16 protein-coding genes and 1 tRNA gene are annotated in these 21,971 nt (G+C 63.1%); 9 read left to right on the forward strand and 8 right to left on the reverse strand.

What is annotated here, in order from left to right; translation table 11 throughout:
- Positions 1-29: 29 nt before the first annotated feature.
- From pgeF to lgt, 3 genes are all read right to left on the reverse strand, one after another.
- Positions 30-806 carry a peptidoglycan editing factor PgeF gene (pgeF, locus tag H6P80_RS03630; RefSeq protein ID WP_185799965.1) on the reverse strand — a complete coding sequence of 259 codons (777 nt, stop codon included), beginning with the start codon at positions 804-806 and terminating at the stop codon, positions 30-32.
- 70 nt (positions 807-876) lie between these two features.
- Positions 877-1,932: a class I SAM-dependent methyltransferase gene (locus tag H6P80_RS03635; RefSeq protein ID WP_185799966.1), complete on the reverse strand. Its 1,056-nt coding sequence runs from the start codon at positions 1,930-1,932 to the stop codon at positions 877-879.
- Positions 1,919-2,791 carry a prolipoprotein diacylglyceryl transferase gene (lgt, locus tag H6P80_RS03640; RefSeq protein ID WP_185799967.1) on the reverse strand — a complete coding sequence of 291 codons (873 nt, stop codon included), beginning with the start codon at positions 2,789-2,791 and terminating at the stop codon, positions 1,919-1,921. The genes H6P80_RS03635 and lgt overlap by 14 nt, the downstream gene beginning before the upstream one ends.
- 101 nt (positions 2,792-2,892) lie before the next feature.
- Between lgt and H6P80_RS03645 the strand changes: the two genes are divergently transcribed.
- From H6P80_RS03645 to H6P80_RS03680, 8 genes are all read left to right on the forward strand, one after another.
- Positions 2,893-3,459 carry an HD domain-containing protein gene (locus H6P80_RS03645; protein WP_185799968.1) on the forward strand — a complete coding sequence of 189 codons (567 nt, stop codon included), beginning with the start codon at positions 2,893-2,895 and terminating at the stop codon, positions 3,457-3,459.
- A 50-nt stretch (positions 3,460-3,509) separates the two neighbouring features.
- Positions 3,510-5,756: a xanthine dehydrogenase family protein molybdopterin-binding subunit gene (locus H6P80_RS03650; protein ID WP_185799969.1), complete on the forward strand. Its 2,247-nt coding sequence runs from the start codon at positions 3,510-3,512 to the stop codon at positions 5,754-5,756.
- Positions 5,753-6,760: a ferrochelatase gene (gene hemH / locus H6P80_RS03655; protein ID WP_185799970.1), complete on the forward strand. Its 1,008-nt coding sequence runs from the start codon at positions 5,753-5,755 to the stop codon at positions 6,758-6,760. Before H6P80_RS03650 ends, hemH begins: the two co-directional genes overlap by 4 nt.
- Positions 6,761-6,842: 82 nt before the next feature.
- The gene (gene phbB / locus H6P80_RS03660; RefSeq protein ID WP_185799971.1) at positions 6,843-7,565 is read left to right on the forward strand and encodes an acetoacetyl-CoA reductase; all 723 of its coding nucleotides are present in this window, start codon (positions 6,843-6,845) and stop codon (positions 7,563-7,565) included.
- Between the two features lie 14 nt (positions 7,566-7,579).
- Entirely contained in the window at positions 7,580-7,816 is a 237-nt protein-coding gene (locus H6P80_RS03665; protein WP_185799972.1) for a ribbon-helix-helix domain-containing protein, read from the forward strand.
- 75 nt (positions 7,817-7,891) lie between these two features.
- Positions 7,892-10,195: a TonB-dependent receptor gene (locus tag H6P80_RS03670; RefSeq protein ID WP_185799973.1), complete on the forward strand. Its 2,304-nt coding sequence runs from the start codon at positions 7,892-7,894 to the stop codon at positions 10,193-10,195.
- A 44-nt stretch (positions 10,196-10,239) separates the two neighbouring features.
- Positions 10,240-10,923, forward strand: a complete 684-nt coding sequence (locus tag H6P80_RS03675; protein WP_185799974.1) for a Fe2+-dependent dioxygenase — start codon at positions 10,240-10,242, stop codon at positions 10,921-10,923.
- 32 nt (positions 10,924-10,955) lie between these two features.
- On the forward strand, positions 10,956-12,071 hold the full coding sequence (locus H6P80_RS03680) for a PepSY-associated TM helix domain-containing protein (protein ID WP_185799975.1): 1,116 nt from the start codon (positions 10,956-10,958) through the stop codon (positions 12,069-12,071).
- Here the strand turns inward: H6P80_RS03680 and H6P80_RS03685 are convergent.
- Both H6P80_RS03685 and H6P80_RS03690 read right to left on the reverse strand, forming a co-directional pair.
- Complete coding sequence (locus H6P80_RS03685) at positions 12,068-16,735, reverse strand: NAD-glutamate dehydrogenase (protein WP_185799976.1); 4,668 nt, start codon at positions 16,733-16,735, stop codon at positions 12,068-12,070. The two genes, H6P80_RS03680 and H6P80_RS03685, sit on opposite strands and share 4 nt — an antisense overlap.
- Positions 16,736-16,838: 103 nt before the next feature.
- Positions 16,839-18,170: a PAS domain-containing protein gene (locus tag H6P80_RS03690; protein WP_185799977.1), complete on the reverse strand. Its 1,332-nt coding sequence runs from the start codon at positions 18,168-18,170 to the stop codon at positions 16,839-16,841.
- Between the two features lie 189 nt (positions 18,171-18,359).
- On the opposite strand from H6P80_RS03690, the gene H6P80_RS03695 reads away from it, so the two are divergent.
- Positions 18,360-18,435, forward strand: a tRNA-Thr gene (locus H6P80_RS03695).
- A 401-nt stretch (positions 18,436-18,836) separates the two neighbouring features.
- Here the strand turns inward: H6P80_RS03695 and H6P80_RS03700 are convergent.
- The 3 genes from H6P80_RS03700 to H6P80_RS03710 form a co-directional block, all read right to left on the reverse strand.
- The gene (locus H6P80_RS03700) at positions 18,837-19,556 is read right to left on the reverse strand and encodes a CPBP family intramembrane glutamic endopeptidase (RefSeq protein WP_185799978.1); all 720 of its coding nucleotides are present in this window, start codon (positions 19,554-19,556) and stop codon (positions 18,837-18,839) included.
- 76 nt (positions 19,557-19,632) lie between these two features.
- On the reverse strand, positions 19,633-20,577 hold the full coding sequence (locus tag H6P80_RS03705; RefSeq protein WP_185799979.1) for a pirin family protein: 945 nt from the start codon (positions 20,575-20,577) through the stop codon (positions 19,633-19,635).
- Positions 20,578-20,702: 125 nt separating this feature from the next.
- A complete protein-coding gene (locus tag H6P80_RS03710) occupies positions 20,703-21,971 on the reverse strand; it encodes a serine hydrolase domain-containing protein (RefSeq protein WP_185799980.1) in 1,269 nt (422 codons plus the stop codon).

The raw sequence follows: 21,971 nt of genomic DNA on the forward strand, positions 1-21,971 counted from the left end.
TCGTTGCGCTGGGGAAAGCGGCGCGCGGTTCAAAGGCAGATCAGCGAGATCTGCCGGCCGTAGTCGCGTTCATCGCGATGGGTGGCGCGGCGATAGCTGAAATAGCGATCCTCGTTGGTATAGGTATCGAGATCCAGCGTTTCGACGGTTCCGATTTCGAGATAGGCGAGCCAGGAGGCAACATAGGCTTCAAGATCGAAATGATGATGGCCGGGCGCGCCATCGCGGAAGAATTTTTCATTCTCTCCCTCGATCGCTTCGAAGCGCTTGCGGAAATCGTCATCGACCTCATAGGAGCCGCGGCCAATGCACGGGCCGATGGCGGCGCGGATGCGCTTCCGCTGTGCGCCCAGCTCTTCCATCTTCTCTACGACCGAACGGGCGATGCCGGTCATTGCGCCCTTCCAGCCGGCATGGGCCGCGCCGATGACGCCCGCCTCGCGATCGGCGAGCAGGATCGGTGCGCAATCGGCGGTCAGGATGCCGAGCGCAAGTCCCGGCTTGTCGGTCGCCATTCCGTCCGCTTGGGGCCGGGCATCGTCCGGAAAGGCTTTGGTAACGATGATTGCGTCCGGCGTATGCGCTTGATGCAGGGTGACGAGCTTCGCCTTGGGCGCAACGGCTTCGAGCGCGCGGCGCCGATTCGTATCGATGTCGGAACGGACGTCGTCGGTGCCCAATCCGACATTGAGGCTTTCGTAAAGGCCGGTCGAGACACCGCCCGCGCGGCCCAGAAAAGCATGGGTGACGCCATCCAGTGCGTCTGCCGTGACACTGTCTATCTTCTTGTTTTTCTTAGCGGCCATATGCTCTCTGCCCCGCATTGCCGGGGCGGTCTCTTTAACGATCCGGCCCGGCGTTGCAATCTTGACAGCGTCAGAATGCAGCCGGTTCGGGCCAGTCTCGCGCCAGCCAGGCCGTTGCCTTGAACAGCCTGCCCATTTCGCCATCCGAGGTTAAACGATCCCGTGCCGCAACGAGTTCCGCCTGGCGATGCGGCGCGGCGCGAACCAGCGCCGCAGTCCGCGCGCCGATCCCCAGCGATTCAAGCAATTCGCCTTGGCCGATGGGACGATGCACGACCAGCCCAGCCTTTTTGGCGATCCGGCCAAGGGCGGTGAAATCGACATGGGCGGTGAGGTCTCGTTCGCCCGGTTCAGCGAAGACATCGGCATAGCCGTGGCGCGATACCGCCTGCAGCGTGTCGCCTGTCGCGGGCCCAACATAGCCATAGTCGACGATCAGCGCGGTGCCGCCCTGTTTCGCGATTCGCTCGGCAAGCGCGCGGGCGGCGATTTCGACGGCGGGCGAGGTTTCGACGATGCTGCCCGCCGGTGCATCGCGCAGTATTTCAGGGATCAGCGCGTCGAGCGGCGGCCCCGATGTCACAGGGGAGAATGTGCCGTCCCGCCAATCGACCATCACCTCGTGCCAGCCATTCGCTCCGCGCTGGATCTGGCGGATAGGCAGCGCGTCGAAGAATTCGTTGGCGATGACGAATAACGGCCCGGTTTCGGGCAGGCTGTCGATATCGTCGTGCCATCGCGCGGTCGGCAGCCGCCCGGCTTGGCTCTGGCGCAGCGCCGGGCTGGTTTCGACGAGATGGATGGGCGGTTCGAAGCGCACGGCGCGCATCGCCCGCAGCGCGTCCTCGGCCAGGGTACCGCGGCCCGGCCCTAGCTCTACATAATGGGCATTGGAAGGCTTGCCGGCGCGCGTCCAGATGTCGGAGAGCCATAGACCGACGAGCTCGCCGAACATCTGGCTCACCTCGGGCGCGGTGACGAAATCGCCCTCCGCGCCCAGCGGATCGCGGGTCGCATAATAATGCACGTTGGCCTGCGCCATATATTGGGCGAGCGGGATCGGCCCCTCGGCGCCGATCAGCCGGGCAAGGCGCTCGCCGAGCGGTTCGCCGTCAGTTGCCGGCATTCGCCTCGGCCGGAACCGGCGTCACGCCCCCGGCACGCCCCTTGGCGGTGGCGATCAGCCAGGCGCCGCCGATCAGCATCGGCAAGGTCAACAATTGCCCCATCGACAGGTTGAACCAGAGCAGGCCGAGATGATCGTCGGGCTCGCGAAAGAATTCGACGACGAAGCGCGAGAGGCCGTAGCCCATCAGGAAAGCGCCGACGAGCTTGCCCGGCTGGTGCCGCGCATCGGTTTTCCAGAACAGGAACCAGAGCAGAAGGAACAGGCCGATCCCTTCGAGCCCCGCCTCATAGAGCTGGCTGGGATGTCGGGCCTGTTCGTCGGCGCGTGGGAAGATGATGGCCCAGGGCACATCGCCCGGCCGGCCCCAAAGTTCGCCGTTCACAAAATTGGCGAGGCGGCCGAAGAACAGACCGAAGGGGATGGTGCAGGCGACATAGTCGTGGATACGCAGCCAGCTCAGCTTGTTCTTCCACGCCATGAACAGGATCGCGAGGCTGACGCCGATCACGCCGCCATGGAAGGACATGCCGCCATCCCAGACGCGGATGATCTCCGCAGGATTCTGGAGATATTCCATCGGTTTGTAGAAGAAGACATAGCCGAGACGGCCGCCCAGCAGGATGCCGAGTGTCGCATAGAAGACCAGGTCGTCGGCGTGGCGGCGAGCCATCGGCGCGCCGGGCTTGGCGATGAGTTTGAGCAGGTACCACCAGCCGACGACGATACCGGCGATATAGGCGAGGCTGTACCAGCGCAGCTCGAAGAAGCCGAGATCGAGTGCGATCGGCGACAGGCCGAGGTCGCTCCAGCGCAGATAATCGATACTGGCTGCGGCGGTGCTTACAAGAAAGTCCAAGGCTTCCCCCTCACGGTTTTTGTCCTCATAATGGTGCACGACAGAAACCGAAAGCGCCGCAACCACAAGACAGAACAGCGCGGCGCGGGAGAGAGGCGATCATGGCGACGCAGGCAGCACCCCGTTCCTTCACCCGGATGCAGGACGGCCAGCCCGAACAATGGATGGTGATCGCGAAGGAACACCAGGCCCACTACAAGACATCCGCGCCGATGCGGATAATGGAGCATTTGCGCGATCTCGGCGAATTGACGCTGGGCTTTGCCTGCGACCAGCTCCATCATTCGCTGATGACCGCGACCCTGGCTCGACGCGACGACGCCAGCGACGAGGAAGTGGTTGCCGCGCTTTGCCATGATATCGGCAAGACGATGTCGGTGCCCAATCACGGCGCGATCGCGGCCGAATTGTTGAAACCCTATGTTTCGGACGACCTGTTTCACGTCATCAAATATCATCAGGATTTTCAGGGCGCCTATTATTACAACTATCTCGGCCGCTCGACGACGATGCGCGAGGATCACAAGGATAAGAGCTGGTACGGCCTTGCCTGCAAGCTGGTCGATGAATGGGACGCCCCGGCCTTCGATCCCGATTTCCAGGTCGACAGCCTCGAAAGCTTCGAACCCGAAGTCGTGCGCGTCTTCACCGAACCCAAGATGATGTAAGGCTTGATAAGCTGCTGGCATCGCATCGCATGCGCCATTAGATCACTGCCATGGCCGAAGGCTCAAACCGTTTCGGGATAACCCGTCGCCGCGTCCTTGTGGGCGGCGGAGTCGGCGCGGGGCTCGTCGTCGCCTGGGCGATCTGGCCGCGCAGCTATGTCCACAATCTCGTCGCCAATGATGGCGAGACAATCTTCAACGCCTTCCTCAAGATCAGCGAAGACGGGCATATCAGCGTCGTCGTGCCGCAGGCCGAAATGGGGCAGGGGGTATGGACCGCCCTGTCGCAGGCGCTGGCCGACGAGCTGGGCGCGGACTGGCGGACGGTGGGGGTCGAACCCTCGCCGATCAATCCGCTTTACGCCAACGATTTCCTGCTGAGCGAAGGGGCCGAGGGATCGCTGCCCGGCTTCCTGAGCGGCGTGGGCCGCTGGGCGGCGCGCGAATATGCGACGCGCAACGCGTTGATGATTACAGGCGGATCCTCCTCGATCCGTGGGTTCGAGCAGCGTTTCCGGGAAGCCGGCGCAGCGGCGCGCGCGGTGCTCTGCAAGGCCGCCGCGGCGCGCTGGGATGCCGATTGGCGCGAATGCGACGCCGAAAACGGCTTCGTCGTCTGGGGCGAAGAGCGGGTGCGCTTCGGCGAGATCGCGGCCGAGGCCGCCGATTATTCGCCGCCCGGCACGCTGGACCTGCGGCCGACCGGCGGCCGGCCCATTACCGGCCAGTCGATGCCGCGGATCGACCTGCCTTCCAAGGTCGATGGATCGGCGCGCTATGCCGCGGACGTTCGCCTGCCCGATATGGTGTTTGCCTCCGCCACCCAGGCGCCGACGCCGCGCCACCGGCTGAAAGCGGTCAACCGCGAGGCCGCGAACAATGTTTTCGGCGTCACCGCGATCTTCGAGAATCCCCGCTTCGCCGCCTGTGTCGGGACCAACTGGTGGGCCGCCAATCGCGGCGTCGAGGCGCTGGCCGCCGAATGGGAGCGCACCGAAGGCGAGCCGGTCGACGATGCGAGCATCGATGCGGCGCTTGCCGCCGCGCTCGACAGCGATGGCGGCAGCCGCTTCGTCAATGAGGGCGATCTCGCAGCGGCCTTTGGCAACGGGCCGGTGCGCCGCGAAATCTATTCGGTCGGCTTTGCCGCCCATGCCGCGATGGAACCGCTGACCGCGACCGCGCGGGCGCGCGGCGACCGGATGGAGATCTGGGCGCCGACCCAGGCGCCGAGCCTGATGCGCGCGGCAGTCGCCGATGCGATCGGCTATGGCGAGAGCGACGTCATCATCTATCCAACGCTGCTGGGCGGCGCCTTCGGCCGCAAGGTGGAGCATGACGCCGCCGTCCAGGCCGCGATCATCGCCAAGCGCGTGAACCGCCCGGTCCAGCTCACCTGGTCGCGCGAAGAAGAAACCCGCAGCGATTATTACCGGCCCGCCGCCCGGGCGCGCCTCTCCGGCAAGCTCAACGGATCGGGCGGGATATTGGCGCTCCACACGCGGATCGCGGTGCCCTCGGTCAATGCGCAGATGGCGGCGCGCGTCTTCCCCGGCTCGGGCAGCGGCAACCCGGCCGATCCCGATCCCGGCGCCGTCGAGGGCGCGCGCCCGGCTTATGGCATCCCCAATCTTGCGGTCGAGCACATGGCCTGCGATCTTGGCGTAGAGGGCAGCATCTGGCGTTCGGTCGGCCATAGCTACACCGCTTTCTTCACCGAGACCTTTATCGATGAAATGGCCCACGATGCCGGCGTTGAACCACTCTCCTTCCGCATCGGTATGCTGAACGATGCGCCGCGGCTCGCCCGTTGCCTGACGCGCGCGACCGCGCTTGGCGGCTGGGATGGCGGCGAGATGGGCAACGGTATGGGCCTCGCAGCGCACAGTTCGTTCGGCAGCCATGTCGCGATGGTCGTTCAGGTGCGGATCGGCGACGATCAGCGCCCGGTCGTCCAGCGCGTCGCCGCAGCCGTCGATTGCGGGCGGATCATCAACCCCGAAATCGTCAAGCAGCAGATCGAGGGCGGCATCATTTTCGGCATGTCGCAGGCGCTGGGGGGGCGTATCGGCCACGCCAATGACGAGCCGACGGCGCGCAATTTCAACGATCTGCGCCTGCCGCTGCTTTCCGATTCTCCCGAAATCGTCGTCGATCTCGTCGAAAGCGCCGAAGAGCCGGGCGGGGTCGGGGAAATCGGCGTGCCGCCGATCGCGCCGGCTATCGGCAACGCGATCTTCGCGGCGACCGGGCAAAGATTGCGCGACCTGCCGTTCACGGTCGGCGGGGCCACATGATCGAAAAGCCCGAATTCCATCCCGATTTCGAACCGTCCAAGGTTGGCGTACTGCTCGTCAATCTCGGCACGCCCGACGCACCGACGCCCGCCGCGGTGCGCCGTTATCTGGCCGAATTTCTCTCCGACAAACGCGTCGTCGAGCTGCCGGCCCTGCTCTGGAAGCCGATCCTGCATGGCATCGTTCTGCGAACGCGCCCGCGCAAATCGGCCAAGGCTTATCAGAAGGTCTGGACCGAAGCAGGTTCGCCGCTTGCGGTCCATACCAAGAAGCAGGCGGAGTTGCTACAGCAGCGGTTCGGCGATGCGGCCGTGGTCAAACATGCGATGCGCTACGGACGGCCCGGCATCGGCTACCGGATCCAGCAGATGCACGACATGGGCTGCGAGCGTATCCTGCTCGCGCCGCTCTACCCGCAATATTGCGGCGCGACGACCGCGACTGTGGTCGACGAAGCCGGGCGCCAGCTCGCCGATATGCGTTGGCAGCCAGCCTTGCGCACCCTGCCGCCCTATCATGACGATCCGGCGCATATCGATGCTCTGGCCGCCTCGGTCGGCGCCTCGCTCGCCGCACTCGATTTCGAGCCCCAGATCGTAATCGCGAGCTTTCACGGCATGCCCCGGCGCACGCTGGAACTCGGCGATCCCTATCACTGCCAATGCCAGAAGACGGCCCGGCTGGTCGGCGAGAAGCTCGGCCGGCAGCTCTTCGTCGCCTTCCAGTCGCGCTTCGGCAGCGCGAAATGGCTGGAGCCGGCGACGACGGATCTCCTCAAGGCACTGCCCGAGCGGGATATCCGCAAGGTGGCGGTGTTCGCGCCCGGCTTCTCCGCCGATTGTCTCGAAACGCTGGAGGAAATGGCGATCGCAGGGCGGGAGCAGTTCCTCGAGGCCGGCGGCACCGATTTCGCCTATCTGCCCTGTCTCAACAGCAGCGAGGAAGGCATGGCCATGCTGGAGGCGCTGGTACGCCGCGAGCTCGGTGGCTGGATCGCCGGCTGAATTGCCGCATACGGAACTTGCGCGGCTCCGGTGCGCTTCCTAGACATCGGAAAAATACAGGGATTCGCGAGGAGAGAGCGATATGGGCAAGGTAGCGATAGTCACGGGCGGTACGCGCGGTATCGGCGAAGCGGTCAGCGTCGCGCTCAAGGATTTGGGCATGACCGTTGCCGCCACCTATGCCGGCAACGAGGAAAAGGCGAAGGCGTTCAGCGACCGCACCGGCATCGCCGCCTATAAGTGGGACGTCGGCGACTATGATGCCTGCCAGCAGGGCTGCGCCAAGGTTGCCGAAGAGCTCGGGCCCGTCGACGTGCTCGTCAACAATGCGGGTATCACGCGCGACGGCGTCCTCGCCAAGATGAGTTTTGACGATTGGAACGAGGTGATGCGCGTCAATCTCGGCGGCTGTTTCAACATGGCCAAGGCCTGCTTCCCCAGCATGCGCGAGCGCGGTTGGGGGCGGATCGTCAACATCGGGTCGATCAACGGCCAGGGCGGACAATATGGCCAGGTCAATTATGCCGCCGCCAAGTCGGGCATTCACGGTTTCACCAAGGCGCTGGCACAGGAAGGCGCCAAGGCGGGGATCACCGTCAACGCGCTTGCGCCCGGCTATATCGATACCGATATGGTCGCCGCGGTGCCTGAGCCGGTGCTGGAGAAGATCGTCGCCAAGATTCCGGTCGGTCGCCTTGGCCATGCCGAGGAAATCGCCCGGGGCGTTGCCTTTCTGTGCTCGGACGAGGCCGGCTTCGTCACCGGATCGACAATGTCGATCAATGGCGGGCAGCACATGTACTAGCTAGGGCTCGGCCGGTGGACGAACGCTATCATCCGCCGGTCAAGCGCAGCATCACGATCGCCGGGCACCAGACGTCTCTCACGCTGGAGCCGCTCTTCTGGCGCGGGCTCGAACGCGCCGCGGAGGCCGAAAACCTGCCGTTGAGCGCACTTGTCGCGCGGATAGACGCCGAGCGGCTCGAGGCCGGCCATCCCCCCAATCTCGCAAGCGCCATTCGAAGCTGGCTCTACGGAAATTTCTTGCGCGATTGATAACCATTATCAATTCGGTTGACTGTGCGAACGGCTCGCAATAACGGGGGCGCGTTCAACAGGAGTTCCCGTAAAATGTCCAAGTCCGAAACCCGCGAAACGCTGCGTCCTGCGGCCGTGCCGGGCGCGATCATGATGAGCGTGCTTTCCGCTTCCCTCATCCCGTCCACCGCTCATGCAGAGATGGCCGCAGCGGATAATGATCGGCAGATCGTTGTCAGCGGCCAGCGCGTTTCAGACGCCAACCCCGATGCCGATCCCGACGCGCCCTATCGGGTCGAGCGATCCTCCAACGGACGGATGACGGAAGAGGTGCGCGATACGCCGCGCTCCGTCACCATCATTCCCAAGGAAGTTATCGAGGATATCGGCGCGCAGAGTTTTCGCGATGTCGTTCGATCGACGCCGGGTGTGACCCTGGGCACGGGCGAGGGCGGCAACGCTTTTGGCGACCGCATCTTCATCCGCGGTTTCGAGGCGCGAAACGACGTTTATATCGACGGGATGCGCGATCCCGGCGTTTCCAGCCGCGAGATTTTCGGCGTCGAGCAGGTCGAGATCGTACGCGGGCCTTCGTCCTTCCTCGGGGGCCGCGGCACGACCGGCGGAGCCGTGAGCCTGCAGTCCAAGGCGCCGCTCGAGAATGATTTCATCATCGGCCAAGCTTCTATCGGTACCGAGGATCTCTATCGCGGAACGATCGACATCAATCAGAATATTGCCGAAGGCTTCGCCGTCCGTCTCAACGGACTCTATCATAATGCCGATACGCCGGGCCGCGACTATGTCGGCAGCGAACGCTACGGCATCGCCGCGGCACTGAGCTGGCAACCGGCGCCGGGCCTCGAGATCGCCGCCGACTATTATCATTTCCGCCTCGACGGCATGTCCGACTATGGCCATCCGTTCGATATCGACAGCCAGGGGCCGGTCGATGTCGACGCAGACAATTTCTACGGCGTTGTCGGCCGCGATTTTCTGGAGAACGGCTCCGATATCGGTACGGTCACGATTCGCTACACGCCAAACGATCAGATCGATCTCCGGTCGATGTGGCGCTATGGCGAGGTCTATAACCGCTATATCGTCAGCGCCCCGCGCGCGCCCTGCCGCTTTGCGCTCAATCCCGACAATAGCTGTTCGAACGCCGGCCCCGAATTGCCGATCGACCAGTGGACGGTCGCCGTCGGCGCCCCGCAGCGCAACGCGCGTACCCGCTACTATGCCACGATCAACGATGCGACGCTGAACGTGTCGACGGGCGGGATCGATCATACGATCGTTGCCGGTTTCGAATATGCGAATGAGCGTATCGGGAACCGCCGTTACGCAATTCCGGATTTCGTCGAGGACGGTAACGGCAACCAGTTCGACACGTCGACCTCCTTTGTGCGCAATCTTCTCAACCCTGATCCGGTGCTGGGTTTCACCATCCCCCATCTTCTCGATCCGACGCCGGCGACCACGACCGACATCGAATCGATGGGCGTCTATCTGATCGACACTTTGAAATTCTCTCCGCAGTGGGAGGCGCTTGTCGGCATCCGCTACGATACATACGATATCGATCAGTTCCTGCCGGCTCGCATCTTCCGCGGCACAGCGCTTCCCGAGCAGCGCCTCGGCAATACCGTCGACTTCCTCAACTACCAGGCGGCGCTTGTCTTCAAGCCGGTCGAGCCGCTGACGATCTACGCCTCGTTCAGCACATCCTCCAACCCGAGCGGCGAGCAGCTCGACAGCACGAGCTCCAGCTATGGCGGGCTTGCGCCGGAAACGGCCAGTCTCGATCCGGAGCGCAACACGGCGTTCGAGATCGGCATCAAATATGAGCCCAACGACGATCTGCTGCTGACCGCGGCGCTGTTCCACATTACCAAGGACAATGCTCGCGAGCAGACCGCGCCGGGCATATTCGAACTCGTTGGCGAGCAGCGTTCGCAAGGCTTCGAGATCAGCGCGACCGGCAACCCGCTACCCGGCGTTTCGGTCTTCGCTGGTTATGCGTTCGTTGATGCCGAGATCACCGACAGTCCAGATCCGGTCAATGTCGGCGTCCGTTTCGCGAACATTCCGCGCCATTCGGGCAACATCCTCGTCACCTTCGAGCCGGTGTCGGGGTTCCAGTTCGGGGGCCAGGCCTATGCCCAGTCGCGCATTTATGGGGGCACGATCGGTGCGGGCGACGCCAGCGTTCCCGGCTATGTCCGTTTCGATGCCGTTGCACGCTACCGCATCACCGAGCAGGTTGAGCTGCGGCTCAACGTGCTCAACCTGACCGACGAGCGCTATTATGACGCGATCTATCGGTCGGGCACGCCCTTCTCCTATGTCGCGCCTGGCCGTTCGGCCTTCCTGACCTTGACGGCGGGCTTCTGACCGGTGTGCTGGTGGTGGATCGGGACGGCTGCTAAGTCGCGGCGATGTTAATCGTCATTCCCGATTTGCTGCCACGCGCGGAAGCGCTGGCGCTGCGCGAGAGGTTGATCGCCGCCCCGTGGGTGGACGGCAATGTCACGAGCGGTGCCGGCGCTGCGCTTGCCAAGAAGAACCGGCAACTGCCGGAAGACGGTGACGCGGCGATCGAGGCTCGCGCGGCGATCACTCGGGCGCTCGCCGGCAATGCGCAGTTCCTCGCCGCGGCGTTGCCGCGCACGGTGTTTCCGCCGCTGTTCAACCGCTATGGCCCCGGCGAGCGATTCGGTGCGCATGTCGACAATGCGATCCGGCTCGATCCCGGCTCGGGGCAACGTATCCGCACCGATCTCTCAGCGACGATCTTTCTCACCGACGCCGTCGATTATGAAGGCGGCGATCTTGTCATCGAGGATGAATTCGGAGGCCGCGCCTACAAGCCCGATGCTGGTTCGATGCTGCTCTATCCTTCGAGCAGCCTCCACCGCGTTGCCGAGGTGACCAAGGGTGAGCGGGTGAGCTGCTTCCTGTGGCTGGAATCGATGGTGCAAGACGGGGCGGCGCGGGCGATGCTCTATGATCTCGACCAGAGCGTGCAGCGGCTGACGGCCTCGCTCGGCGCCGACGACGCCGAAGTTCTTCGCCTGACTCAGCTCTATCACAACCTCATGCGCCGCTGGGCGACCGCCTGAGCGGATCGCGCGGCTTTCGAAGGAGACCGTACATGGCAGCCAACCGCTTTGCGTTGCGCAAGCTCTGGTTCCAGATCCACAAATGGATCGGAATCGCGCTGTTCATGCCGGTTATCATCGTGTCGATTTCCGGTTCCGCACTGGTCTGGGACGAATGGCTGAGCGGTACGCTCTACCCTTCGCGCCACCACGCCGAAAGCGAGGTCGCGCTGCCGCCCTCGGCCTATGCCGCGGCGGGCCGGGAAGCGCTTGGCGCGGGCGAACGGATCCTCTCACTCGAATTCGGCGAGGGCGAACCGGTGCTGCTGACAGCGGCACAGCCGCCGAGACCCGAAGGCGGCCGGCCGGTGCGCACGCGGATTTGGCTCGATCCCGCCGATGCCCGGGTGATCGATATGGCTGCCAGCAATGAAGGCGCGCTGCGCTTCCTGCATATCCTCCACGGTACGCTGTTCGTGCCCGAGGTCGGGCGCAAGCTTGTCGGCTGGCTGGGCGTTGCAATGCTGCTCTCCTCGCTGACCGGTCTGTGGCTGTGGTGGCCGACCAAGCGCCGCTGGTTCCGCGGCTTGCGCTGGAAGCGTGGCAACGGGCTGAGCACCAACCTCCACCACCAGACCGGTTTTTGGGCCTGCATCCCGCTGGCTATGCTCTCGCTCACCGGCGCCTGGATATCCTTCCCGGCCTTTTTCGGTCCGTTGGTCGGCGATGCACCGCCCGACCGCGCAGCCCGCATCGCGCGGATGAGCGTTCAGCCGATGGCCGAGACGCGGCTTGGGCCCGACGGAGCACTGGCCTCTGCACAGGCGATGGCGCCCGGTCACGGGGTCGAGATCGCCTGGCCGACCGATCGATCGGCCGAGTGGAAGGTCGTACTCGCCGAAGACGAAGGTTCCTCTGAATATCTGGTCGGTGACGCTACGGGCGAAGCGGTTGCCGCGCCGCCCGAGGAGCCCCGCCGCGCCAGCGTCGCCCGCACTATGCGGGTTTTCCACGACGGCAATGGCATGGGGCTGGTGTGGCAGATCATCATCTTTGTCGGCGGGCTGGTGCCGGCGATCCTGGGGATCACGGGAATCGTGATGTGGCTGCGTTCGCGCGGCTGGCGGCGTGCGGTGGCGGACCGCACGAGAGAAGCTGCAAAGGCCTAGCCGTCGCGGCTTAGCAATATCCTCGCCTGCGCGCCGATCTGGGCGAGCATCGCCGCGCTCGATGCCGGTGCCAGCCGGGCACGTTCGACGAGATCGGTGAACTGGCGGATGCGGGGCTTTTGCATCTGCAGCCAATCCTCGACCGCAGCCAGAGGGTCTTCGGCCTTGCTATGGGCGAGGAAATCGAGCCGCAGCTGCTCGAAATCGCGGCTGAGCCCGGCGGCGAGCAGCCGTTCCCAGGGATCGGCCGAAGCGAAACGCATCGCCGCGGCTTTCGCCCAGTCGAGCCCCAGCGCCTCGCCGAGACGGGTATAGGCACGGGTTACCACCAGTTCGCTGACGCCGAGCCGGGCCGCGAGCGCGGCCGTGCCGACTGCGCCGTCAAGCTCGTAGAGCCGCACGATCCGATCGATCAGGGCGCCATCGACATCGATGTCGGACAGCCGCTCGCGTAGCGCGTCCGACTGGCTTTGGGCTTCGTTGCGCAACAACTCGCTGGCCGCGTCGTCGAGCCGCTTGATGCCCGCGCCGATCTCGTCGGCGATGGCACTTGGCATCGTCGTCGCGTCGCTGTTGCGAATGATGTCGGCGAGATGAAGCCGGAGGCTTGAGCGCGCGGTGCCGAACAGCCGGAACCGCTCGGCTTCCGGTATCGCGGCATGCTCAATCGCTTCCCACAGGCTCTCCAGCCCGAACAGTGCATCGGCGGCGAAATAGGCATTGGCGATCTGCGCCAGGCTGACGCCCTCTTCTTCAGATAATTCGAACGGCGCAATTATTCCAATACGGTTAACAACTCTATTGGATATTTTCGTTGAGATAATTTGGCGTTTTAGGCGATGGCTTTCGATCGCTTCGCCGAAGCGCTCGCGCATCTTTGACGGGAAAGCCTCGCGTAATAGCGGCTCAACAACCGGATCTTCGGGAAGATCGGTACGTTCCACCGCATCCTGCAACGTCAACTTGGTGTGCGCGAGCAGCACCGAAAGCTCGGGCCGCGTCAGCCCGCGATTATCCTGCGCGCGCCGCAGCAGTTCTTCGTTGGTGTCGAGGCCTTCCACGGCCCGGTCGATGCGGTCGGCGGCTTCGAGTATCTCGATCGCGCGCACCTGGCTCGGCAGCGCGTCGGGCCCGTCATTTTCGGCGAGCGACAGGGCCAGCGTCTGAAGGCGGTTATCCTCCAGCACGATCTCCGCGATCTCGTTGGTCATCGATACAAGCAGCTCGTTGCGGTCCTCGAATTCCAGCCGCCCCTCGATCATCTCGCGGTTCAGCGGGATCTTGATGTTGACCTCGTTATCCGAGCAATCGACGCCCGCGCTGTTGTCGATAAAGTCGGTGTTGAGCCGGCCGCCGCGCATCGCAAACTCGATCCGCCCGGCTTGGGTCAACCCAAGATTGGCGCCCTCGCCAATGGCTTTCGCGCGGACGTCCCTGCCGTTGACGCGCAGCTTGTCGTTCGCCGGATCGCCGACTTCGACATGCGCCTCGTGCGAGGCCTTGATATAGGTGCCGATGCCACCGAACCAGAGCAGGTCGATCTCGGCCTTGAGGATCGCGGCGATCAGCTGCGAAGGCCGCATCACTTCGTCTTCTACGCCGAGCATCGCGCGGATTTCGGGTGAGAGCGGGATTTCCTTCAGGCTGCGCGGGAAGATGCCGCCGCCCTTGGAGATCAGCGTCGCATCATAATCCTGCCAGCTCGAACGCGGCAGCTGGAACAACCGGTCCCGCTCCAGCCAGCTTTTCGCCGGATCTGGATCGGGATCGAGGAAGATGTCGCGATGATCGAACGCCGCGACAAGCTTGATGGCTTTCGACAGCAGCATACCGTTGCCGAACACATCGCCCGACATATCGCCGCAGCCGCCGACGCGGATCGGGTCGGTCTGGACGTCGATGCCCATTTCGAGGAAATGCCGCTGCACCGAAATCCACGCGCCCTTGGCGGTAATTCCCATCGCCTTGTGGTCATAGCCATGGCCGCCGCCGCTCGCGAACGCATCGCCGAGCCAGAATTTCTTCTCCAGCGCGATCGCGTTGGCAACATCGGAAAAGCTCGCCGTGCCCTTGTCGGCCGCGACGACGAAATAGGGATCGTCGTCGTCGCGGATGGTCACGCATTCGGGATGGACGACTTCATTCTCGACGAGATTGTCGGTCACCGACAGCAGGGTGCGGATGAACATCCGGTAGCATTCGGTGCCCTCGGCAATCCACGCATCGCGATCTTCGGCGGGGCTGGGCAGGTTCTTGGGATAGAAGCCGCCTTTCGCGCCGGTCGGTACGATGACCGCGTTCTTCACGAGCTGCGCCTTCATCAGGCCGAGGATTTCTGTGCGGAAATCGTCGCGCCGGTCGGACCAGCGCAAACCGCCGCGCGCGACCGGGCCGCCGCGCAAGTGGATTCCCTCGACCCGGGGGGAATAGACCCAGATTTCGCGCCACGGCACGGGGGCGGGAAGACCCGGTATGCCGCTTGAATCGAGCTTGAACGCCAGCGCCTCGTTGCCGGCCGGGGCAAAGGCGTTGGTGCGCAGACAGGCGGTGACGACGGCGCGGATCGCGCGCAGGATCGTATCGTCGTCGATCGCCGCGACCTTGGTGAGGCCGCCGTCGATCCGCCGCTCGATCTCCTCGATCCCGGCCTTGCGATCGCCTTCGAAGGCGGGATTGTGGAGCGCGTCGAAAAGCGCGACGATTTCACGGCAGATCTCGGGATTGTCGCGCAGCGTTTCGACCACGGTCGCGAGGCCGTATGCCAAGCCGGTCTGGCGCAGATAGCGGAACCAGGCACGCAGCAATGTCACGTCGCGCGGGTTGAGCCCGACGGCGATGATCAACTGGTTGAACTCGTCATTCTCCGCCCGGCCTTCGAGCACGGCGGAGATCGCGCCTTCCTTCACGCCGGCGCGCTCGAGCAGGCTGCCTGCCTCGGCGACGCCGTCCACCTCCAGCAGGAAATCATGAATATAGCCAAGCCGGCCGCCGTCGAGCGGCGTCGGAATTTCCTCGAGCACGCGGAAACCGAAATTCTCGAGCGCCGGCACCGCATCCGATAGCGGGATCGACGCGCCGAGCCGGTAGAGCTTGAGCCGCAGCCGCGCATCGGCATCGCCATCGAGCCGGTAGAGGCGGACGCCGCGCTGTACATCGCTCAAGCCGCGAAGGCGAAGAATGTCCTTCGCCGCTTCCTCGGCGCCATATTCGGCGCGATAGCCGTTGGGAAAAGCATTGGCATAGGTCAGCGCCAGCCGTGCCGCGCGGGCCGAAGGCAGGCGTTCGCCGAGTTCGGCCTCGACACCGGGCGCCCAGCCCCGCACCATCTGCTCTATCTCGCGGTCGAGCGCTGCATCGTCGACCTGCGGGGAGTTTTCGGTGATATCGAGCGTGTATCGGATGAAGGCGAGATCGCCGTCGCCTAGCTCGATCGCCCAATTGGAGACCATCGCCTCCGCTGCGGCTTCCAGTCGTTCGGCGATCCGCGTCCGCCGCGCCGTCGACAGCTCCTCGCGCGGCATCCACACAAAGGCGAAGAGATGCCGGTGCAGCGGGCCCTTGACGAGCAGCAGCTTGGGCCGCGGGCGGTCGGCAAGCGACATGGCGGTCAGGGCGGCGCGTTTCATCGCTTCGGAATCGAATGCGATCAGGATGTCGTGAGGCAAGCGGGAAAGCGCATGTTCGAGCGCCTTGCCGGCATGGCTTTCCGGGTCGAAGCCGAGCTCCTGTTCCAGCATGGCGAGGCGCTGGCGCAGGACGGGCACATCGCGCGCCGTCGCGTTTAGGGCGGTGCTTGTCCAAAGCCCGGCATGGATCGAAAGCGCGACGATCTTGCCCTTTTCGCGCACCGGAACGATCACGAGATCGAGCGGAACGCGGCGGTGGACGGTCGCGATCCGGTCCGCCTTGGTGAGCAGCGGTTCGCTACCTCCTCGATCGAAATGGTCGAACGCGGCTTTGCGGGTCGATTCGCTCCAGCAGGTCGGGCCCGGCGTGTTGAAAATGCCATGCCCCTCGGTGCGTTCGCCCACCCGATCTTCGACATAATGGCCGATCTGGGTGAAGTGATTGCCGGCGAACCAGTCCAGCAGCGCCCGGCCTTCCTCGTCTTCCAGGGTTTCGGCATCGGCGGCGAGCCGCGCGCGCAGGTCCGGCCAATCGCGCACCGCAGCGCACACGTCGCTCAGCACGCGGTGGACGTCGGAAAGCAGTTCGTGCCGGGTGCGGGCATCGGCGCGATCGGTTTCGAGATAGACGAAGGATTCGCGTATCGCGTCGCTGTCTGCCGATCCGAACTCGGAGATACGGCAACCCTCGTCGCGCAGGACCGGTACGATCGGGTGCAGCAGGCGCAGCACGGTAAGCCCGTGGGCTCCGACGGCGCCGGTTATGGAATCGACGATGAAGGGCATATCGTCATTGACGACGGCGAGGCGCATGAAGCGCCGGCCATTTTCGTCGGTGACCGATTCCAGGGCGATCGCCGGGGTTCCCGGTTGCCGCTTTTCGGCGGCGCAGGCGACGAAGCGTGCGGCTTCGCGACGTTCGGAATCGCTAAAATCGTCGGTTTCGCCGGGCAAGGCGCCCTTGATAAGGGCTTCGGCGATTGCCGGGGCAAGCATATCGGCCTGCGCGCGCGGCGAGTCGGTGGGGAGGTCGTTCATGGGGCGGTGCTATGCTCCCGCCGGATGGGCTTCTCAACCCTTGTATCGCATAGCAATCAGCCGCGCAGAGCCCGTCCCGGCACGCATCTTTCGATAGGGAGAGTTAGCGCGCGAACTTGCGAACGGCGCGGTCTGCGAGCGTTTTGTCGTGCGGCACCTCGCCGAGGATCGCGAGCCGGCCATCGGGCAGGCGCCGGGCCATCAGCAGCGCGAATTCCTCGCCCGTGTCCGATCCTTCGAATTCGGCAAAGTCGACCGCTTCCAGTTCGCGCAGCGCGGCATAACGCTGCTCCAGCGTATCGGCCTTGCCTTCCGGACGGCGGAGTTCGCGTTCGGCGGCGACGACCGCCTTGAGGCCGCCTTTCTGCTGCGAAAGATAGTCCCCGAAGGTTCCGCGGGCGATGTTTTCGCGCTTGGCATGGCCGAGCGCGGTTGCGAATTCGGTAAGCCGGGTCTTGTCGTAATCGGTGCCGAAGACCAGCTTGACGACCGGCGTCATCGGCGCGCGATCCTGCTGCGTGATACCGGCCTCTTCCAGAATCTCCTGGTAGTCTTTCGGCGATTCTTCCGCGGAAAGCGCGAAATCATAGGCGCGGCCGAGAGCATCATAGAGCGCCGCGCGGCTGCGCTGGTCGGCCGATTTCGCCTGTTCGGCGCTTTCGCGTGCGACGACGAGATAGTCGGCAAGGTTTTCCGGTGTCGCCAGCGTGTCTTCAATGGCGGGAACGGGGTCGCGTTCGCCGGAACCGTCATTCGCTTCGACCTCAGTCTCATGCCCGGCTTCTGCGGCAAACTCGCCATCGGTAAATTCATGGGGGCCATCTTCCCAGATCGGGGAGGGTGGCAACGCCTGCTGCTTCTGGCCTTCGATCGACCGGGCGAATTCCGCCTGGAGCTGGCTCTCGACATCGCCGCCGGCTACTTCCTTCCAGCTGATGACGCCGTAGATGAAGTCGATCGTATCGTCGTCGGACGAGAAGGGCATCAGGATACCGCGATACATGGTGTTGGCGCCGCGGGCATTCTTGAACTCCGCCTCGAAGCCGATGGGTGCCTGATTGGCGATGATCTGCATATAATGGTCGGTCAGCCGGGACAGCAGCGAGCGCGACGGGACTTCGGAAACGGTCCTAATGGTATCCGCGACATCGCACTCTTCGCGAAGTTCCGGTCCAAGCCATGCGATGACGGGGTTGTCGACGCCGCGCGAGAAATCGAGCAATACGCTGTTCGGGTCGAAATCGCCGAGACCACCCGGATCGAGGTCGTCGATCGAGGGATAGGCTCGGTCGCGCAGCAGCGAGGCCCAGTAATTATAGGCTCGAACATGCATTCGCCGTTCATCGGTGCCGATTCCCGGCGGCCGTTCGATGCCCGCATCGTCATCCGCCGCAACGGCGGCTTCCTCCGGCTCGTAAGACTGGGGTTTGTCCATGAAATCAAAGGCCCGTGTAACAATGGTTTACACAAGCCTTATGCACCGTGATGGTTGACGTATCGTAAAGAGAGGCGTTTCGGCTGAGCGCCGGCCCAGCGCCAACATCCGGCTTGTTTTGCGTGAAACTGCTTGGTAAGGCCCGGCGCCCGCGCAACGGTCCATGCATTGGCCAACGCAATGGGACGTGCCGCTTTAGCTCAGCTGGTAGAGCATCGCATTCGTAATGCGGGGGTCAGGTGTTCGAGTCACCTAAGCGGCACCACGCAGTTTACCATTGTTTTACAATGGCTTAGATTGCAGAGACCTGGCCAATTTCGTGCCGTGAATTCGGCAGGTTACGCTAATCAGCTCATACAATACGGTGCCAAGAGACCATTGTGGCAGGGCAAAACCGGCGAATTTCGGCCGAGTGTCTCTGCCCCCCGAAAACAGTGGCACCAGTTGCAGATGTATGATTCGGCTGGAGATTGGGGATTTGCGGCTCGGGAAAGTGTCCGAGTGTCTCGCACACTTTGTACCTTTGCTTCCTATCCCGCTGAGTTCAAGCGCCCAATTATGGCAGACGTCCGCTCTTGGGCCGCAAGCGGACGGTCTCCTTTTTGGCTCGGGACACCTGAAGCGGACTTTCGGTAAGCGACCCATATGCGGAAGTTCGTGGCTTGCTTAGTCCTCGATCCCGAAAAACCGTAGTGTTTGGCCCAAGGTGTTAAATGCCCCATGCGCCAGGATTAGGGGTAGGATGTTTCGTCTTCCGAACCATAGGTAGAGTACACCGAAAGCGAAACCACCCGCGCCCGTCACAAGGGCGCCATGCCAGCCTTGATAATAGGCATGACGATATCCGAAAAAAGCGGATGATAGAAACAAAGCCAGGATATCCGCGCTGTGGCGGCCGCCTATGGCTTCGCTCGTGTGGTTGATTATGAAAGCCCGAAACAAGAGCTCTTCGAAGAATGAGCCATGCGTCCAAACGACCAGCATGATTAGCAGATATGCTGCCAGATTGTCCTCGATATGGGAAAAGCGGTCGCTGGTGCCGATGTCTTCAAAAAAGTGGTCTGCCACCGGGACCATAAGCTGAGTACAGGCCAGGAAGAATGCCATCGTGAGCAGGGTTAACCCCAGTGTCTTCAGCCAGTTTTCAGGCCAGCGCAGACCCAAATCGCGCCACCCCATTCCCCTGCGCCTCAACAGCAGGGTAGCAAAGATCATAGCGCTCAAAGTGGAGGCAGGACCTGCATAGAGCTGCGTGATCGGGAGCAGCAATTGCTTCACGAGCACAAGCGTCGTGACGACAAGAAGCAAATCCCGCATCGCGGTCCAACGCCCCGTCTGCTGAGGCAGTTCGATAGGCACGTCGGCGTCATCAAATCCTTGCGGCATAGCGATGCTGCTCCGATCTTGGTGTCATTGATTGGCAAGGCTGATGAGGATGCGAAAGGCATCGCTCATGAAACGCTTATTCTCTTGACTGCTCGTCTGTCAGAGTGCCGAGCAGTCCGGCCCGATAGTCCGCTTCGACTTGGTCAAGCTCGGTCTTGGTGCTCATCACAAAGGGCCCGCGCTGAACGAAGTCTTCGCCGATCGGTTCGCTCGTCACAAGCGCTGCTTGGCTCGCGACATCGGTACGAAGGGCAAGGGCGAACGGCTCCCGTCGCGCCTCGATCGCCAGGGCTTGTCCTGCGGCAACCTCTCGCACGCCCTCACCATGGTCCACTTCGATCGTTCCGCTGATGCAGACAAGCAAGGCTGCGTGACCAGAAGGCACTTCGTGGGCGAACTGTCCGTGCGCATCGAGTCTGGCATCCAGAATAGTCATCGGCAGTGCAGGAGGGCGAGCGCCGGAAAGTCCGTTGCTATCCCCCAGAACCACCCTGACGCTAGCGCCGGCGCGCTCGAATATGGGCATATCGGCGGCCTTCACATGAAGCGATTGCGGCGCGTCTTGCTTCATCCCGGCAGGCAGATTGACGAACAGCTGAAGACCATGGGCACGTGAGCTGAGCGTAGGTTTTTCATCGTGAACCGCTCCGCGTCCTGCCTTCAGCCAATAGAGATCCCCGGGTTTCAGATCGATGTCATTGCCAAGAGAGTCGCGGTTGTTGAAGGTCCCCTGGCTGTCCTCGAACAGCACGGTCACCGCTGAAATGCCTGCGTGCGGGTGCGCGCCGAACGTTGGCCCGGCCATGATGTAATGATCGATCATGACAAGCGGGTCCATCGCTCCAGCGAACATGGCGTGCTTGAAACTCAGCGCTTCGAAGCCCGTCCCGATTGAAATTGGCTTTCCCGGAACGGCGCCGAAGCTGCGCTGCTCACCGGATTGGCCGGCGGCGAATGGTTTTTCGATTGTTTTCGCTTCTCGCGTCAGGGTTTCTTGCGCCAGAGTTTCTTTGGGGGGCATTTGCCAATCTCCTGGGGATTTCACGAGCCGAGAAATAGCCTGCCACGCGCTGGGGCTCTTGCCTGATACCGCCATGGTTTTGGCGAATTGCGCCAAACGACCATGGCAGTGCGCAGTTGCCTTGTTTACGTGGGCGTCGCTGAAGTGCGCCGTTGTTTCCAAAAGAGCAGGGCGCTGAAAAGAAGGATCGCGATCACACCAACCGCGAACACCGTCAGTGCTGTTGGGAGCCGAGACGCAAAGGTCAGGCTATCCACATTGCCTGTTTTCCAAAATACCCACTCGCCGGCAATTTCGGTGGCCAGCATCGGGTTGCCGGTAGAAAGGATAACGATCCCGTCGCCGGTGGCTGGATCAAGCCGGGCGGCCGTGTTGATGGCCGGCTCGTTGCTACCGTCATGTCCGATAATGAAGTCACCTGCATTGTTGGGCGCATAAAGCATGGTGCCAAGGCCCCAGATGTCCGCTCCCATCTCCGATGCATGCGGCTGGCGCATCAAAGCCATTGTTTCTGCCGAGAGAACGGCGTTCGCAACACCCGGTGTTTGCGCGGAAATGAACCTGGCGAGGTCTTCGGACGTCGTGAAGAGGGAGGTGGCCGCTAATGCGGTGTACCAACGAAATGGCTGTGCCGAACCGTCCGGGAGAAAGTTTTGAGCCAGACCCAGTTCGATCGCCGCATCATGATCGAACGTTGTCCGATCCATTGCGAGCGGTTCGAAAACCCGGGCTTGCATGAACTCGGCAAAGCTTGTGCCCGAAACCTCTTCGATCACCAATTGCAGCAGGGTGTAGCTTCCGCCCGAATAATTCCATGCGGTGCCCGGCTCGCTGCCCAATATTGTCCTGCCATCGTTGCCCGGAGAGGCATCTCCTGCAGTCGTCAATGACGCCTCCAGAGTTTGCCGGTCCTGCGCTCGATCGAAGCCGTCATAGCCCAGACTGTCCGTCAGGCCGGCCGTGTGACTGAGCAAACGCCGGACAGTCACGCCTGAGGCGTCGAATTCCGACGCAGGCAGCTGCCAGCGGGACAGATAGGTAGACACCGGTGCGTCGAGATCGATTTCGCCGTCTTCGACCAGAGCCATTACGCCCCATGCAGTGAGCCATTTGCCAAGCGATGCGACTTGAAAGACGGTCCGGCCGTCGATCCGCTCATCCGTCGAGAGATGAAAGTCCCCTACCGGCGTCCCGCCTTCAATGAGGATGAAGCTGACATTCCCTGCGTTGCGTTGTTCGGCGATGTCCCTTGCTGCCTCTACGAACCCGCGCGCATCGCCTGTATCGGCGATCGCGCTGTTGCCCCACCCCTGGTCAAGGGTGGCGAACACAGACGCACCCCAAAGAATGCAACAGGTGAGAACCGAGGCCAATCCCAGAAAAATGCGTCTCAT

It is taken from the genome of Parasphingopyxis marina (assembly GCF_014237875.1).
GTDB classification, from domain to species: domain Bacteria; phylum Pseudomonadota; class Alphaproteobacteria; order Sphingomonadales; family Sphingomonadaceae; genus Parasphingopyxis; species Parasphingopyxis marina.

Coding starts and splice junctions, on each gene's coding strand:
- H6P80_RS03675 (WP_185799974.1), top strand. CDS start 10,240: ATGTTAATCGTCATTCCCGATTTGCTGCCACGCGCGGAAGCGCTGGCG.
- phbB (WP_185799971.1), top strand. CDS start 6,843: ATGGGCAAGGTAGCGATAGTCACGGGCGGTACGCGCGGTATCGGCGAA.
- H6P80_RS03685 (WP_185799976.1), bottom strand. CDS start 16,735: ATGAACGACCTCCCCACCGACTCGCCGCGCGCGCAGGCCGATATGCTT.
- H6P80_RS03650 (WP_185799969.1), top strand. CDS start 3,510: ATGGCCGAAGGCTCAAACCGTTTCGGGATAACCCGTCGCCGCGTCCTT.
- H6P80_RS03705 (WP_185799979.1), bottom strand. CDS start 20,577: ATGCCCCCCAAAGAAACTCTGGCGCAAGAAACCCTGACGCGAGAAGCG.
- pgeF (WP_185799965.1), bottom strand. CDS start 806: ATGGCCGCTAAGAAAAACAAGAAGATAGACAGTGTCACGGCAGACGCA.
- H6P80_RS03690 (WP_185799977.1), bottom strand. CDS start 18,170: ATGGACAAACCCCAGTCTTACGAGCCGGAGGAAGCCGCCGTTGCGGCG.
- H6P80_RS03700 (WP_185799978.1), bottom strand. CDS start 19,556: ATGCCGCAAGGATTTGATGACGCCGACGTGCCTATCGAACTGCCTCAG.
- H6P80_RS03680 (WP_185799975.1), top strand. CDS start 10,956: ATGGCAGCCAACCGCTTTGCGTTGCGCAAGCTCTGGTTCCAGATCCAC.
- H6P80_RS03645 (WP_185799968.1), top strand. CDS start 2,893: ATGGCGACGCAGGCAGCACCCCGTTCCTTCACCCGGATGCAGGACGGC.
- H6P80_RS03710 (WP_185799980.1), bottom strand. CDS start 21,971: ATGAGACGCATTTTTCTGGGATTGGCCTCGGTTCTCACCTGTTGCATT.
- H6P80_RS03670 (WP_185799973.1), top strand. CDS start 7,892: ATGTCCAAGTCCGAAACCCGCGAAACGCTGCGTCCTGCGGCCGTGCCG.
- hemH (WP_185799970.1), top strand. CDS start 5,753: ATGATCGAAAAGCCCGAATTCCATCCCGATTTCGAACCGTCCAAGGTT.
- H6P80_RS03635 (WP_185799966.1), bottom strand. CDS start 1,932: ATGCCGGCAACTGACGGCGAACCGCTCGGCGAGCGCCTTGCCCGGCTG.